This window comes from Reyranella sp. GW821-FHT14A01, assembly GCF_058803965.1.
In genome coordinates this window covers 59,670-74,116 of sequence record NZ_JBXAPM010000010.1, presented here as the reverse complement: position 1 = coordinate 74,116, position 14,447 = coordinate 59,670, and the positions used below count along the sequence as shown (strand labels likewise).

The 14,447-nt window shown below is 67.2% G+C and carries 14 protein-coding genes; 9 read left to right on the top strand and 5 right to left on the bottom strand.

What is annotated here, in order from left to right; translation table 11 throughout:
• Positions 1-123 precede the first annotated feature (123 nt).
• Positions 124-1,353, top strand: coding sequence for an MFS transporter (locus AC1ROX_RS18535; protein ID WP_493127783.1), 1,230 nt, complete (start codon positions 124-126; stop codon positions 1,351-1,353).
• 3 nt (positions 1,354-1,356) lie between these two features.
• Here AC1ROX_RS18535 and AC1ROX_RS18530 read toward each other — a convergent pair whose 3' ends face one another.
• The gene (locus tag AC1ROX_RS18530) at positions 1,357-3,234 is read right to left on the bottom strand and encodes an ABC-F family ATP-binding cassette domain-containing protein (RefSeq protein WP_493127781.1); all 1,878 of its coding nucleotides are present in this window, start codon (positions 3,232-3,234) and stop codon (positions 1,357-1,359) included.
• 126 nt (positions 3,235-3,360) lie between these two features.
• On the opposite strand from AC1ROX_RS18530, the gene ndk reads away from it, so the two are divergent.
• On the top strand, positions 3,361-3,783 hold the full coding sequence (gene ndk / locus AC1ROX_RS18525) for a nucleoside-diphosphate kinase (RefSeq protein ID WP_298317428.1): 423 nt from the start codon (positions 3,361-3,363) through the stop codon (positions 3,781-3,783).
• 73 nt (positions 3,784-3,856) lie between these two features.
• Here ndk and AC1ROX_RS18520 read toward each other — a convergent pair whose 3' ends face one another.
• From AC1ROX_RS18520 to purM, 3 genes are read right to left on the bottom strand one after another with little or no spacing between them, the layout of a single operon-like run.
• A complete protein-coding gene (locus AC1ROX_RS18520) occupies positions 3,857-4,060 on the bottom strand; it encodes an aa3-type cytochrome c oxidase subunit IV (RefSeq protein WP_493127779.1) in 204 nt (67 codons plus the stop codon).
• 40 nt (positions 4,061-4,100) lie between these two features.
• On the bottom strand, positions 4,101-4,751 hold the full coding sequence (gene purN, locus AC1ROX_RS18515; protein ID WP_493127777.1) for a phosphoribosylglycinamide formyltransferase: 651 nt from the start codon (positions 4,749-4,751) through the stop codon (positions 4,101-4,103).
• Positions 4,739-5,845, bottom strand: coding sequence for a phosphoribosylformylglycinamidine cyclo-ligase (gene purM, locus AC1ROX_RS18510; protein WP_493127776.1), 1,107 nt, complete (start codon positions 5,843-5,845; stop codon positions 4,739-4,741). The genes purN and purM overlap by 13 nt, the downstream gene beginning before the upstream one ends.
• A gap of 45 nt (positions 5,846-5,890) precedes the next feature.
• Between purM and AC1ROX_RS18505 the strand changes: the two genes are divergently transcribed.
• Genes AC1ROX_RS18505 through AC1ROX_RS18485 form a run of 5 tightly spaced genes read left to right on the top strand, consistent with a single transcriptional unit; the run spans position 5,891 to position 10,047 of the window.
• On the top strand, positions 5,891-6,979 hold the full coding sequence (locus AC1ROX_RS18505) for a hypothetical protein (RefSeq protein ID WP_493127774.1): 1,089 nt from the start codon (positions 5,891-5,893) through the stop codon (positions 6,977-6,979).
• A gap of 23 nt (positions 6,980-7,002) precedes the next feature.
• Positions 7,003-8,085 carry an AI-2E family transporter gene (locus AC1ROX_RS18500; RefSeq protein ID WP_493127772.1) on the top strand — a complete coding sequence of 361 codons (1,083 nt, stop codon included), beginning with the start codon at positions 7,003-7,005 and terminating at the stop codon, positions 8,083-8,085.
• An 8-nt stretch (positions 8,086-8,093) separates the two neighbouring features.
• The gene (locus AC1ROX_RS18495; RefSeq protein WP_493127771.1) at positions 8,094-8,777 is read left to right on the top strand and encodes a P-loop NTPase family protein; all 684 of its coding nucleotides are present in this window, start codon (positions 8,094-8,096) and stop codon (positions 8,775-8,777) included.
• A 13-nt stretch (positions 8,778-8,790) separates the two neighbouring features.
• Positions 8,791-9,252 (top strand): DUF2147 domain-containing protein, encoded by a 462-nt coding sequence (locus AC1ROX_RS18490; RefSeq protein ID WP_493127767.1) that lies wholly within the window; start codon positions 8,791-8,793, stop codon positions 9,250-9,252.
• A gap of 15 nt (positions 9,253-9,267) precedes the next feature.
• The gene (locus AC1ROX_RS18485; protein WP_493127766.1) at positions 9,268-10,047 is read left to right on the top strand and encodes an SDR family oxidoreductase; all 780 of its coding nucleotides are present in this window, start codon (positions 9,268-9,270) and stop codon (positions 10,045-10,047) included.
• Between the two features lie 4 nt (positions 10,048-10,051).
• Here AC1ROX_RS18485 and AC1ROX_RS18480 read toward each other — a convergent pair whose 3' ends face one another.
• The gene (locus AC1ROX_RS18480; RefSeq protein WP_493127765.1) at positions 10,052-10,576 is read right to left on the bottom strand and encodes a SixA phosphatase family protein; all 525 of its coding nucleotides are present in this window, start codon (positions 10,574-10,576) and stop codon (positions 10,052-10,054) included.
• A gap of 121 nt (positions 10,577-10,697) precedes the next feature.
• On the opposite strand from AC1ROX_RS18480, the gene AC1ROX_RS18475 reads away from it, so the two are divergent.
• Both AC1ROX_RS18475 and AC1ROX_RS18470 read left to right on the top strand, forming a co-directional pair.
• On the top strand, positions 10,698-12,857 hold the full coding sequence (locus AC1ROX_RS18475) for an RNA degradosome polyphosphate kinase (protein ID WP_493127763.1): 2,160 nt from the start codon (positions 10,698-10,700) through the stop codon (positions 12,855-12,857).
• A 72-nt stretch (positions 12,858-12,929) separates the two neighbouring features.
• Positions 12,930-14,435, top strand: a complete 1,506-nt coding sequence (locus AC1ROX_RS18470) for a Ppx/GppA phosphatase family protein (RefSeq protein WP_493127762.1) — start codon at positions 12,930-12,932, stop codon at positions 14,433-14,435.
• Positions 14,436-14,447 lie beyond the last annotated feature (12 nt).

Genomic DNA, 14,447 nt, shown 5'->3' with positions numbered 1-14,447 from the left:
CTCTTGCCGGCGGGGACACTACAAGGGCTGTCGCAGCGCGTCATCACGTGCGCATGGCTCCCCCGCGCATTTCCGCGGACGTTCGCGATGCGGATCGCCTATGATCGGCATGACGAGGTGTTCATGTCCGCTGCAACTGTCGCGCCGCTTCAACATGATTTCCGGGTGATCAGCCTGATCGGCGTCGCCCACGGTGCCAGCCACTTCTACCAGCTCTCCTTCGCGACGATGCTGCTGATCGTTCGGCAAGAGGTGGGGCTCAGCTATTCCGATGTCGGCCTGCTCGCCGGTATCTTCTACGGTGTTTCGGGTCTCGCGCAGACGGCCGCCGGCTTCGCGGTCGATCGCTTTGGCGCACGACCTATCCTTGCGGGCGGGCTCTTCGTGGTCGGTCTCGGCCTTGCCGCGATCTCTTTCGCGCATTCCTTCGTGGGCTTCGCCTGCATCGCAGTGTTCGCAGGGTTGGGCAACTCGGTCTTTCATCCGGCCGACTTCGCGCTGCTCAATTCGTCGGTGAACCAGAACCGCCTCGGCCGCGCCTTCAGCATTCACGGGCTCGGCGGATCGCTGGGCTGGGCGGCAGCACCGGTGATGTACTTCCTCGACAGCCTGTTCGGCTGGGTCGGCGCTGCCCTGATCGGCGCGCTGCCCGGTCTCATCCTGTCGGGCCTGGTGCTGACCCACCGCGAGCAACTGGTCGATCATCGCGTCAAGGTGCGGGCTGCGGCCGCGCAGCACGGCGCCAAGCCCGGGCTGGCGCTTTTCCTGCAGCCTGCGCTGCTGATTTGCCTTCTCTATTTCGCACTGATTGCGGCCAATACCATCGGCATCCAGCAGTTCGCGGTGCCGGCCTGGAGCAGCATGTTCGGCGTCACCGAGAACTACGCCGCCTTCTGCCTGATCGTGTTCATCGTCGGCTCGGCGAGCGGCATCCTGGTCGGCGGCTACTTTGCCGACCGCGTGCGTCGGCACGACCTCGTCGCATCGTTCGGCCTGCTGGCCGCGGCCTGCCTCACGGTGCCGATCGCCACGCAGGCCGTGTCGCCGGCCCTGCTGCCGATCCTGCTGGCGCTCGCGGGAGCGGCGGGTGGAATCACCAACCCGTCGCGCGACATGATCGTGCGCAACGCCACGCCGCCGGGCGCGTCCGGAAAGGTCTTCGGCTTCGTCTATTCGGGACTCGACATCGGCTCGTTCGTGGCCCCGCCGTTGTTCGGCGTCCTGATGAACATGGGCCTGCCGACGGTGATCTTCTGGATCGCGATCGGCCTCTACACCGTCAATTCCGGCCTGGTGATGCTGATCCGAAACAGCAGCGCGCCGAAGCCGGCCTATCCGGCCGTCGCCGAATAGGCGTCAGGCGGCGGCTTCCAGCGCTTCCTGGGCAGCCAGCCAGCGCTTCTCGGCATTGGCGACTTCGCGTTCGAGCCGCGCCTTTTCCTTCTGCAGGTCGGTCACGACACTGCCGGGGCCGGAATAGATCTTCGGGTCGGCCAGCTTGGCCAGCACGCCATTCATCTGCTCGGTGAGACGTGCCAGCATCTTCTCGGCGCTGTCGACGGCCTTCTTGAGCGGGGCCTTGTTGGTCCGGTTGTCGGCGGCAGCCTTGCGCTGGTCCTTCTTGCTGCCCGCGTCGGCTGGCTTCTCGGCCTTGGGCGGCCGGCTGCCGCGCTCCTTCAGCAGCTTGGTCTGGTAGTCGTCGATGTCGCCATCGAACGGCGCGACCGTGCCGCCCTGGACGACCCAGAGGGTGTCGGCGACCATCTTCACCAGATGCGTGTCGTGGCTCACCAGCACGACCGCGCCCTCGAAATCGTTGATCGCGTCGACCAGAGAGGCGCGCGCATCCATGTCGAGATGGTTGGTCGGCTCGTCGAGCAGCAGCATGTGCGGCGCGGTGCGGGTGGCCAAGGCGAGGAGCAGGCGAGTCTTCTCGCCGCCCGACATCACGCCAATCTTGAGGTTGGCGCGATCGCGCGAGAAGCCGAAGCGGCCGAGCTGGGCGCGCACCTTGGCCTCACCGGCACCGGGCCCGAGCGCGCGGGCCATGTGGTCGTACGGCGTCGCCTCGAAGTCGAGGCTTTCTTCCTGGTCCTGCGAGAAGTAGCCGACGCGAAGCTTCGGCGCCTTCTTCAGCTGGCCTTCACGCGGCTCCAGCCGCTGCGAGATCAGGCGGATGAAGGTCGACTTGCCGTTGCCGTTCTGGCCGAGCAGCGCGATGCGGTCTTCCATGTCGATGCGCAGGTCGAGGTTGCGCAGCACCAGCGGCCCGTCGGGATAGCCGACGGAGACCTCGTCCAGCGTCTCGATCGGTGAGGCGAGGATCTCGGGCGAGGGGAAGTTGAACGAGATGCGCTCGTCGATCGGCACCGAGGCGACGGGCCCGAGCTTCTCGATCATCTTCATGCGCGACTGTGCCTGGCGCGCCTTGCTGGCCTTGGCCTTGAAGCGGTCGACGAAGGCCTGCATGTGCTTGCGCTGGGCGGCGACCTTGGCCTGCTGCGCGGCGTCGTTGGCGAGGCGCTCGGCGCGGGTGCGCTCGAAGAAATCGTAGTTGCCGGTGTAGGGCACCAGCTTCTGCTGGTCGATGTGCACGATGTGGTCGCACACGTCGTTCAGCAGGTCGCGGTCGTGGCTGACCATCAGCACCGTGTTGCGGAAGCGCTTCAGATGCTCGGTGAGCCACATCATCGCTTCGACGTCGAGATGGTTCGACGGCTCGTCGAGGATCAGCAGATCGGGGTCGCTGAACAGCGTGCCGGCCAGGGCCACGCGCATGCGCCAGCCGCCGGAGAACTCGCCGCAGGGGCGGGACTGCTTTGCGTTGTCGAAGCCCAGGCCGTTCAGGATCGAAGCGGCGCGCGACGGCGCGGCCGCCGCCCCAATCTCATCGAGCCGTGCATGAATCTCGGCAAGCCGCACGCCGTCCTGGCAGGTCGCGTCCTCGGCCAGCAGGGAACTGCGCTCCACGTCGGCCGCCAGCACGGCGTCCAGCACCGTGATGTCGCCGCCGGGCGGATCCTGCGGTACCGAGCCGATGCGGGTGCGGCCCATCAGGTTGATCTCGCCGCTATCGGCTTCGATCTGTCGCTGGATCAGGCGCAGCAGGGTGGACTTGCCGGCGCCGTTGCGGCCGACCAGGCCGACCTTCCAGCCGTCGGAGAAGGCCGCTGAGGCGCGGTCGAAGAGCACACGCTCGCCGTGGCGAAAGGAGATGTCATTGATGTGGAGCATGGGCGGCGGGCATTTACCATGCGATTTGGCCGCAAACCAAGCTCATTGGCCGCGCTTGCCGGGTCCAAACCCCGCGTCTATAAGGCGCGCCCAAGCGCTGAAATCACTGCCTCCACGAGGGAATTCATGGCCGTCGAACGTACTTTCTCGATCCTCAAGCCGGACGCGACCCGCCGGAACCTGACCGGCAAGATCAATGCCCGCTTCGAGGAGAAGGGCCTGCGCATCGTCGCCCAGAAGCGCATCCAGATGAGCCGCCAGCAGGCCGAGGAGTTCTACGGCGTGCACAAGGCCCGTCCGTTCTTTGGCGAACTTTGCACTTTCATGACGTCGGGCCCGGTCGTGGTCCAGGTCCTGGAAGGCGAGAACGCCGTCGCCAAGAACCGCGAGATCATGGGCGCCACCAACCCGGCCAATGCCGATGCCGGCACGATCCGCAAGGACTTCGCCGAGTCGATCGAGGCCAACTCGGTGCACGGCTCGGACTCGCCCGAGAACGCCGCGATCGAGATCGCCTACTTCTTCGCGGGCTCCGAGATCGTCGGCTGAAGCCGGGTCTCTCCGACACGAAAAAAGCGGCCCGAAAGGGCCGCTTTTCTTTTGGGCGGTCTGCTCCGGAGCGTCAGCCCAGGATGGCAAAACCGATCAGGAGGGCGATCGAGCCGCCGACGCCCAGCACGATGCCCAGCAGCGGCAGGTGGGCGATCAGGCCGATCGCCATGGCGACCAGCAGCAGGACGATCCAGAGGATGCCGAACGTCACCAGCTTGTTGAAGGCGGTGTAGGTGGCCAGGTGAGCCGGATAGTCGTCCTTCGCTTCAGCCATATCTCGTCCCCGCGTAAAATCGTTGCGGTCTTATATCGGACTAGGGTTCTGGGGAAAAGAGGAGCGCGGCGTCGCATGCCACGCCCTTCACGGCGACCCGGTCACCGTCGATCGAGACGCGCCCCTCGGCGAACCAGCGTACCACCAGCGGATAGAGCCGATGTTCCTGGCGCAGGATGCGGGCGGAGAGCGTCTCCTCGGTGTCGCCGGCCAGCACCGGCACCGCCGCCTGCGCGATGATGGGGCCGGAGTCGAGGTCCGGGATGACCAGGTGGGCGGTGCAGCCGCTCACGCGGACGCCGGCTTCGAGTGCCTGCCGCTGCACATGGATGCCCTTGAAGGCCGGCAACAGCGACGGGTGGATATTGATCAGCCGGTTCGCCCAGCGGGTCGGAAACCACGGGCTGAAGATGCGCATGAAGCCGGCCAGCACGACCAGCTCGATGTCGTGGCGCTCGAGTTCGGCCGAGACGGCGCGATCGAAGCTCTCGCGATCGGGATGGTCGCGATGCGAGACGACGGCCGTCGGGACACCGGCCGCGGCGGCAATGGCGAGCCCCGGCGCATCTTCCTTGTTGCTCACCACGCAGGCGATTTCAGCGGGATAGTCCGCAGCCCGTGCCGCTTCGATCAAGGCGGCGAGGTTGCTGCCGCGGCCGGAGATGAGAACCCCGACCTTCAGCTTGGCCATAGGGTGTCGGCATGGTCGACGACGCAGTCGGCCTCTTCGGTCGGCGCCTTTTCGATCACGCCGATCTCGCTCACGCTTTCGCCGGCATCGGTCAGGGCCTTGGCCACGCGCGCGGCATCGTCCTTCGCCGTCACGACGATCATGCCCAGGCCACAGTTGAAGGTGCGCAGCATGTCGTCGGTCGGCACCTGGCCGACCTGCTGCAGCCAGTGAAAGACGCGCGGCGCCGTCCAGGTGCGCGCATCGAGGCGCGCGCGCAGCCCGTCGGGCAGGCAGCGCGGCACGTTGCCGGGCAGGCCGCCGCCGGTGATGTGGGCCAGTCCCTTGATCGCCCCGGTCGAGCGAATGGCCTGAAGGAGCTGCTTCACGTAGATGCGGGTTGGCTCGAGCAGCGCCTCGCCCAGGGTCGCGTCGGCGAAGGGGGCGCGGTCGGTGTATTTCAGGCCGCTGCGCTCGACGATGCGGCGCACCAGCGAATAGCCGTTGGAATGCGGGCCGGTCGAGGCGAGGCCCAGCACCACGTCGCCCACGGCGATATCGGGGCGCGGCAACAGCGCATCGCGCTCGGCAGCGCCGACGGAAAAGCCGGCGAGATCGTAGTCGCCATCGACATACATGCCGGGCATCTCGGCGGTTTCGCCGCCCACGAGGGCGCAGCCCGCGCGGCGGCAGCCTTCGGCAATGCCGGCCATGAGGCGGCGGCCGACATCGACGTCGAGACGGCCGCTGGCATAGTAGTCGAGGAAGAACAGCGGCTCGGCGCCCTGCACCACGATGTCGTTGACGCACATCGCCACCAGGTCGATGCCGACCGTGTCGGGCACGGCGGCCTCGATCGCGACCTTGAGCTTGGTGCCGACACCGTCGGTGCCGGAGACCAGGATCGGGTCGGTGAAGCCCGCCGCCTTGAGGTCGAACAGGCCGCCGAAGCCGCCCAGCCCACCCATCACGCCGGGGCGGTTGGTGCTCTTGGCCAGCGGCTTGATGTGCTCGACGAGGTCGTCGCCCGCATCGATGTCGACGCCGGCGTCCTTGTAGGTGAGGGGGGGCCGATTGTGGCCGGGGGCGTCAGGCTTCAAGCCGGGCTCATTCATGCTAGATAAGACGTCGCGAACATAACCAAAAACCGGACCCCCGCAATGCCGATAGGCCGCGTCTTTTCCACGATTGCTGCCGTGCTCCTGGCGGTCCTCGCCGCCAACGTCGCCCTGGCGCAGTCTCCGGCCCAATCTCCTGGGGGCACGGGTTACGACGTGACGGGCGTCGAAGTCGATGTCAGCGGCCCGGATGCCGTGCAGGCCCGCCAGCAGGGGATTCGCGAGGCACGGCGCAAGGCGTTCGGCCTCCTCGTGAACCGTATGGTCTCGGCGGAGGATCGTGCGCGGTTGCCGCAGATAGACGATGTGCAGCTCGAGAACATGGTGCGCGGGGTCGAATTCGTGCGCGAGCGGCCCTCGCCCGGCCGCTACGCCGCCACGTTGAACGTCGTTTTCGCTCCCGATGCGGTGAAATCGTACCTGAGCGGAGCCGGAGCGAAGATGGTCGAGACCGTGTCCCGGCCGGCCCTGGTGATCCCGCTGTGGAAAGGTCCGGCCGGCCTAGAGCCGCTCAACGACCGCAATGCGTGGCGCGAGGCCTGGCAGCAGCTCGACAGCGCCGGCAGCGCGGTGCCGGTTACGCTGCTGCGCGGCGACCCGCCCGACCAGAACGCCCTGTCGGCGGAGCAGGCCTATGTCGGCGACGTCTCGGCGCTGGCGCGGCTCAACGAACGCTACCGGGCGCCGACGATCATCGTGGCCACGGTCGAGGGCGACAAGGCCAGCGGCGCGCTCACGGTCGGCGGCATGCGCTACGACACGCAGACCGGCGCGCGCAGCGAGATCCCGCGCATGCCCGTCGCCAGCGCGGCCGATCTGCCGGCGGCGGTGAAGGCGATCCACGGCCGGGCCGACCAGGATTGGCGCAGCATCGGCACCATACGGCGCGACTCGCAGGACTCGCTGGACGTCGTCGTGCCGATCCGCACGCTGAGTGACTGGGTGCAGGTGCGTCAGCGCCTGGGCGCCATCCCGGCCGTGAAGTCCGTGACGGTGAAGACACTCGAAGCCGATCGCGCCGACCTGAAGCTCGACTATTTCGGCTCGCCCGAGGAGCTGCAGCGCCTGCTGGCGCAGGCGGGCCTGAACCTGTCCCAGGACGCGGGCCGGTGGCAATTGCAGGCGCGTTAGGCGCGCATCAGGGAGTCTGATCGATGGGGCAAACCCTCACGACGGGGCGCTGGATCTTCTGGGTCGCGGCGGCCGCGACCTTCCTGGTGTTGCTGTGGCTGCTGAACGACATCCTGCTGCCCTTCGTCGTCGGCATGGTGGTGGCCTATTTCCTCGACCCGGTCGTGGCGCGGCTGCAGCGGGCGCGCCTGTCGCGGACCATGGCAACCACGCTGGTGACGATCGTGGCGGTCCTCGTCAGCGTCGGCGTGGTGATGGCGATCCTGCCGCCTCTCTTCGGGCAGGTACAGTCGCTGATCACCAACGCGCCCGACTATGTGATGAAGGCCCTGAGCCGCATCCAGCCTTTGATCGAACCGCTGCGCGACAGGCTTGGCCTCGACCCGCTCAGCGTCCACGACCTGCAATCCCAGGCGACACAGTGGGCCGGGAAGGGGCTCGCCTTTGCTGGCGGAATCGCCGGCGCGCTGGCCGAACGCGGCGTGGCGATCATCAACCTGCTGGGCCTGCTGTTCATCACGCCCGTCGTGACGTTCTACATGCTGCGCGACTGGGAGAAGGTGCTGGCCGCCATCGACAGCACGCTGCCGCTCGACCATGCCGACACGATCCGCAAGCTCACCCGCGAATCGAACGCCGCCATCGCGGGCTATGTGCGCGGCCAGGCACTCGTCTGCCTGACGCTCGGCTCCTTCTATGGCATCGCCCTCACTCTGGTGGGGCTGCAGTTCGGCCTGGTCATCGGCCTGATTGCCGGTGCGATCTCGTTCATTCCCTTCGTCGGCACCTTCGTGGGAGGGGTCATGGCGCTCGGCATGGCGCTGGCACAGTTCCCGCCGGACTGGATCGGCGTCGTCAAGGTCGCGGCGGTGTTCCTGGTCGGCCAGATCGTGGAAGGCAATTTCCTCTCGCCCAAGCTGGTCGGCGACCGCGTCGGCCTGCACCCGGTCTGGATCATGTTCGCGCTGCTGGCCGGCGGCTCGTTGTTCGGCTTCACCGGCGTGCTCATCGCCGTGCCTGTAGCGGCGGTGCTCGGCGTGATCGTGCGCCACTTCATCGCGCGCTATCGCGAGAGCGATCTCTATCGCGGCAGTGCCCCGGGTTGAGCCGGCCGATGTCAAACCAGCTCACCCTGGATCTCGCGCTGCCGCCGCCGACCTATGCGCGGGGGGATTTCGTCGTGGCCGACGGAAACCGCGAGGCCCTGGCCTGGATCGACCGCTGGCCGGATTGGCCGGCGCCGGCCCTGTCGCTGAATGGGCCCACCGGATGCGGCAAGACCCATCTCGGCCGCATCTGGGCGGCGCGCAGCAGCGCGGCGGTCATGTCGGGCGCCGACCTCGGCGGCAAGAGCGTCGCCGACCTAACCGACCTTGCGGCGACCTCGCCCGCGATCGTGATCGAGGAGGCGGAACGGGCGCCCGAGCGCGGCCTCTTCCATCTCTACAACCTCGTGCGCGAGCGGGGCGGGTACCTCCTGCTGATTTCCGCCGAGCCGCCCGCCCGCTGGTCGATCGCCTTGCCGGACCTCGCCTCGCGGCTGCGCGCCGCGCCGGCCGTCGCCGTAGCGCCGCCCGACGACGAGTTGCTGGGCTCGATCATCCTGAAGCAGCTGGCCGACAGGCAATTGCATGCAGGTCCGGGCGTCGTGCAGTATCTCGTCTCGCATATGGAGCGGTCGGCGGAAGCGGCGCGCCGGGTCGTCGCGGCGCTCGACCGGCGGGCGCTGACGGAACGGCGCGAGATCGATCGCCGCCTGGCGGTGGACGTGCTGGCAGACCTCGCCGGCGCATCGTGAGGGAGAGAAAACGATGAAGACGATCCTCGCGGCCCTGGCACTCAGCCTCGCGGCCTCGGCCGCCTCGGCCCAGCAGGGAACGGTGATGGGGACGTGGCTCTCCGAATCGGGTGTCGCGCAGATCAAGATCGGGCCTTGCCCGGATGCGGCCAGCGGCCCGATCTGCGGCTATGTCGCGAACCTCATCAATCCCAAGGGACCGGACGGCGCACCCGTGACACCCGATGCCGCCACCGACTATCGCAACGAGAATCCGTCGCTGCGCACGCGCAAGGTGATCGGCATGCCGCTGATCTGGGGCTTCAAGCAGACCAACGAGCCGAACTCGTTCGAGGACGGCAAGATCTACAACGGCGAGGACGGCAAGACCTACAGCGCCAATATCAGCCTGCAGCCTGACGGCAAGCTCAGGTTGCGCGGCTTTGTCGGCACGCCGATGTTCGGCAAGACGCAACTCTGGACACGTGTGAATTAGGAGAGGAAACGCGAAATGGATATGGGCATCAAGGGCCGCAAGGCGATCGTCTGCGCGGCGAGCAAGGGGCTGGGCCGCGGCTGTGCCGAGGCACTGGCGGGCGAAGGCGTCGACCTGGTGATCAATGCGCGCACCCAGTCGGAGCTCGAAGCGACGGCGGAAGCCATCCGCAAGAAGTACGGCGTGAAGGTCACGGCCGTCGCCGTCGACGTCACGACGGAAGAGGGCCGCAAGCAGGTGCTGGCGGCGTGCCCGGAGCCCGACATCATCGTCAACAATGCCGGCGGTCCGCCGCCGGGCAACTTCCGCGACTGGAACCGCGAGGACTGGATCAAGGCGCTCGACGCCAACATGCTGACGCCCATCGAGTTCATCAAGGCGAGCGTCGACGGCATGATGAAGCGCGGCTTCGGGCGCATCGTGAACATCACCTCGAGCTCGGTGAAGGCGCCGATCGACATCCTCGGCCTCAGCAACGGCGCGCGTTCGGGCCTGACCGGCTTCGTGGCCGGTGTCGCGCGCACCACGATCCGTCACGGCGTGACGATCAACGGCCTGCTGCCGGGCCCGTTCGACACCGACCGCCTGCGCGGCACGACGAAGGCGCGGGCGGCCAAGGCCGGCCGCAGCTTCGAGGAGGAGTACGCAGCGGGCGCCAAGGCGCATCCCGCCGGCCGCTTCGGCACGGCCGAGGAGTTCGGCATGATGTGCGCGTTCCTGTGCAGCGTTCACGCCGGCTACATGACCGGCCAGAACATCCTGATGGATGGCGGCCAGTACCCGGGAACGTACTGAGGCGTCAGCGCGGGTCCAGATCGCGCGGCCGGACGAAGGCCATGAGTTCGCAGGTCCCGGGAGCGAGAGTGCTCCAGGGGCCTGAAGGCGGGCGGAGCGTGGCGAGGGCCCCCGTCGGATATTTGTCCCGGAGGCGCTCCAGCGCCTCCGTCGGCCCATGCGAGGCGAGGGCGGCCGCGAGCTGGCCGATCCCCTCGTTGTGGCCGATCAGCAGCACAATCCCGGTTTCCTCAGGCAAGGCCTGCAGGCGCTCCAGCAGTTCTTCCTCGGAGGCGAGGTAGAGTCCCTTCTCCAGCGAGATCGGCGGCGTAGGATTGCCGAGCGCCTTCACGAGCGGCGCCAGCGTCTGGCGTGTCCTCGCGGCCGTGGAGCACAGGATCAGGCTGGGGCGAGGGGCCTTCGCAGCAAGATGGTCCGCCATGGTCCTGGCAGCCCGTTCGCCTCGATCGTTGAGCGGACGATCGTGATCGTTCTGGTGCGGCGTGTTCCAGGCCGATTTTGCGTGGCGCAGGAGGAGAATGGTCTTCACGCCCGTCATTCCAATTAATACAGTCAGAACAATGGTTTAGTGAATTGCCATGACATGGTCATGTAGAGACGCTACCGTCCCTGTGCATAATTTCAGGGAGAGTGCCCCGTTAGGGGTCCACATGGACGCGCTCAACTCGGCAGATCCGGCTTCGCTCGAAATAACACCCGACAGTCCGCGACGCTTCATCAATCGTGAGCTGTCGTGGCTGGCTTTCAACACGCGGGTGCTCGAGGAGGCCAGCAACAAGCGCCATCCGCTGCTGGAGCGCGTGCGCTTCCTGTCGATCTCGGCGGCGAACCTCGACGAGTTCTACATGGTCCGCGTCGCGGGCCTGGTCGACATGCTGCAGACCCGGTCGAGCCTGTTGAGCGACGACGGCATGACGCCGGCCGAACAACTGGCCGCCATCCGCGATCGCGCCTCGACCTTGATGGCGCAGCAGCAGGATGTCTGGGCCGCGCTGCAGGGCGACCTGCGCGAAGCCGGCATTGCGGTGCTCGATGCGGACGAACTCACCGAAATCGAACGGGGCTGGCTCGACCAGTATTTCATCGACCAGGTGTTCCCGATCCTGACGCCGCTGGCGATCGATCCGGCGCATCCGTTCCCCTTCATCCCCAACGGCGGCTTCTCGGCCATCCTGAAGCTGCAGCGCCGCGACGATCGCCGGCCGTTGATGGCGCTGCTGCCGCTGCCGCCCCAGGTCGACCGCTTCGTGCGCCTGCCGGGACCGGACATCCGCTTCCTGCCGCTGGAAGACCTGATCGACATCTACCTGCCGCGCCTGTTCCCCGGCTACGAGGTGATCGAGCGCGCCTTCTTCCGCGTGATCCGCGACAGCGACGTCGAGATCAACGAGGAGGCCGAGGATCTCGTCCTGCTCTACGAGAGCGCGCTGAAGCGCCGCCGCCGCGGCGACCTGATCTCGATCTCGGTCAATAGCGCCATGCCGGCCGAGCTGCGCGACTTCCTGTTCGACCAGCTCGAGATTCCGGAGCAGACCCAGACCGTCCACGTCTTCCATCTCGACCGCATGCTGAACATCGGCGACGTGAAGGCGGTGATCATCGACGACCGGCCCGACCTCAAGTTTCAGCCCTACAACGCGCGCTTCCCCGAGCGCATCCGCGATTTCGGCGGCGATTGCTTCGCCGCGATCCGCGCCAAGGACATCGTCGTCCACCATCCCTACGAGAGCTTCGACGTCGTGGTGCAGTTCCTGCGCCAGGCGGCGCGCGACCCGGCGGTGGTGGCGATCAAGCAGACGCTTTATCGCACCAGCCACGACTCGCCGATCGTCAAGGAACTGATCGCGGCGGCGGAGGCGGGCAAGACGGTGTCGGCGCTGGTCGAACTCAAGGCGCGCTTCGACGAGGAAGCCAACATCCGCTGGGCGCGCGACCTCGAGCGTGCGGGCGTGCAGGTCGTCTACGGCTTCATCGACCTCAAGACGCACGCCAAGGTTTCGATGGTGGTGCGCCGCGAGGCGCAGTCGATCCGCACCTACGTGCATTTCGGCACCGGCAACTATCACCCGATCACGGCGCGCATCTACACCGACCTGTCGTTCTTCACCTGCGACCCGGCGATGTGCCGCGATGCCGCGCGCCTGTTCAACTACATGACGGGCTATGCGCGGCCCGAGCAGATGGAGAAGATCGCCTTCGCACCGGTGACGCTGCGGCCGACGCTCTACGGCCTAATCGACGCCGAGATCGCCAATGCCACGGCCGGCAAGCCGGCGGCGATCTGGGCCAAGCTCAACTCCCTGGTCGACGCGGCATTGATCGATCGCCTGTACCAGGCCTCGCAGGCCGGCGTGCAGATCGACCTGGTCGTGCGCGGCATCTGCTGCCTCAGGCCTGGCGTTCCGGGGCTGAGCGAAAATATTCGGGTGAAGAGCGTGATCGGCCGCTTCCTCGAACATGCACGCATCATCTGCTTCGGCAACGGCAAGGCGCTGCCGTCGCTGGACGCCAAGGTGTTCCTGTCCTCGGCCGACTGGATGCCGCGCAACCTCGATCGCCGCGTCGAGCTGCTGTGCCCGGTCGAGAATCCGACCGTGCATGAACAGGTCCTCGACCAGATCATGGTCGCCAACCTGAAGGACGACGGCCAGAGCTGGCTGCTGTCACAAGACGGTAACTATCGCCGGCCGCAGACCGGCAAGGAACCGTTCATTGCACATCACTATTTCATGACAAACCCGTCGCTCTCGGGCCGCGGCAGCGCGCTCAAGTTGAGCGGCGCGGTTCCTCGATTGGTCTTGAGTTCGTAATTGGGCCAGCGGCGTCGCGTGCGCCAATTATGACGCTGTAATCCTTCCCGGTTTCGGCTAGACGGAGCGCGCATGGACGGCCATCCGACCGCAGGCGCTTCCGCCGCTCGCACTCCTCTCCACAAGGGGCGGGTGGGCATCATCGACGTTGGTTCGAATTCGATCCGCCTGGTCGTCTACGAACGCGCGAGTCGCGCGCCGCTGCCCGTCTTCAACGAGAAGGTCCTGTGCGGCCTGGCCCGCGGCCTCGACGCGACCGGCCGCCTCAATCCCGAAGGCGTCGAGATGGCGCTGGCCAACATCGATCGCTTCGCGACTCTCGCGCACAACATGAAGGTCACGTCGCTCGACCTGCTGGCGACCGCCGCGGTCCGCGACGCCGCCGACGGCGCCGATTTCATGCGCGAGCTGGCGAGCCGTCCCGGTATCGTCGCCCATACGGTGAGCGGCCAGGACGAGGCGCGCTTCTCTGGCTACGGCGTGATCTGCGGCATGCCCGACGCCGACGGCGTCATGGGCGACCTGGGCGGCGGCAGCCTTGAGCTGGTCTCGATGTCCAAGGGACAGCTCGGTCATTCCAGCACGCTGCCGGTCGGCCCGCTGCGTCTCATGTCCTCGGGCAAGGGCGATCCGCGCAAGGCCGTCGTCGACGCCGTCGAGAGCGTGCGCTGGCTGCGCGAGGAGCAGGGCAAGACCTTCTACGCGGTCGGCGGTGCCTGGCGATCCTTTGCGCGCCTGCACATGGAACAGGCGGGCTATCCGCTGCACATCATCCACCAGTACGAGATCTCGGCCGACGAGGCGCGCGCGGTGGCACGGCTGATCGCGGTGCAGAGCCCGAAGTCGCTGGAGAAGATGCCGGGCGTGTCGCGCCGCCGCGTCGACACGCTGCCGCTCGCCTGCCTGGCGCTCGACAAGTTGTTGGCGACACTGAAGCCGAAGACCGTGGTCTTCTCGGCCTTCGGCCTGCGCGAAGGATTCTACTATTCGCGGCTGAGCGAGGCGGAGCGCGCGCGCCATCCGCTGATCGCCTTCGCCGAGGAGCAGGGCGAGAGCTGGCACCGCTTCGATCTGTCGCCGGAGGAAATCTTCGACTGGCTGACACCGGCCTTCGCCGGCGAAAGCGAGAGCGAGCGGATCCTGCGCAAGGCGGCCTGCCACCTCAGCGACATTTCGTGGGACGACCATCCCGATTATCGCGCCGACCAGGCGTATTTCCGCGTCCTGCATCTGCCGGCGCCGGGGATGAACCACCGCGAGCGCGCCATTCTCGCGATGACGCTGACCTATCGCTACAAGAGCGATCCAAGGGCCGCGATGATCGACACGGCGCTGCGCCTGTCGGACAGCAAGGGCCGCAGCTACGCCAAGCGCCTCGGCGCCTGCCTGCGGCTGGCCTACAATCTGAGCGGCGGTGCGCCGGGCCTCTTGCCGCAGCTCCAGCTTCGCCGCACCGAGCGCGACCTTCGCCTCCTGGTGCCCACCTCGCTCAAGCGAAGCCTGGGCGACGTCACCGCCCGGCGCCTCGAGACCGCCGCCCAGGCATTCGAACTGAGGCCGATGATCGTCTCGGCTTAGGCCGGCGAATTT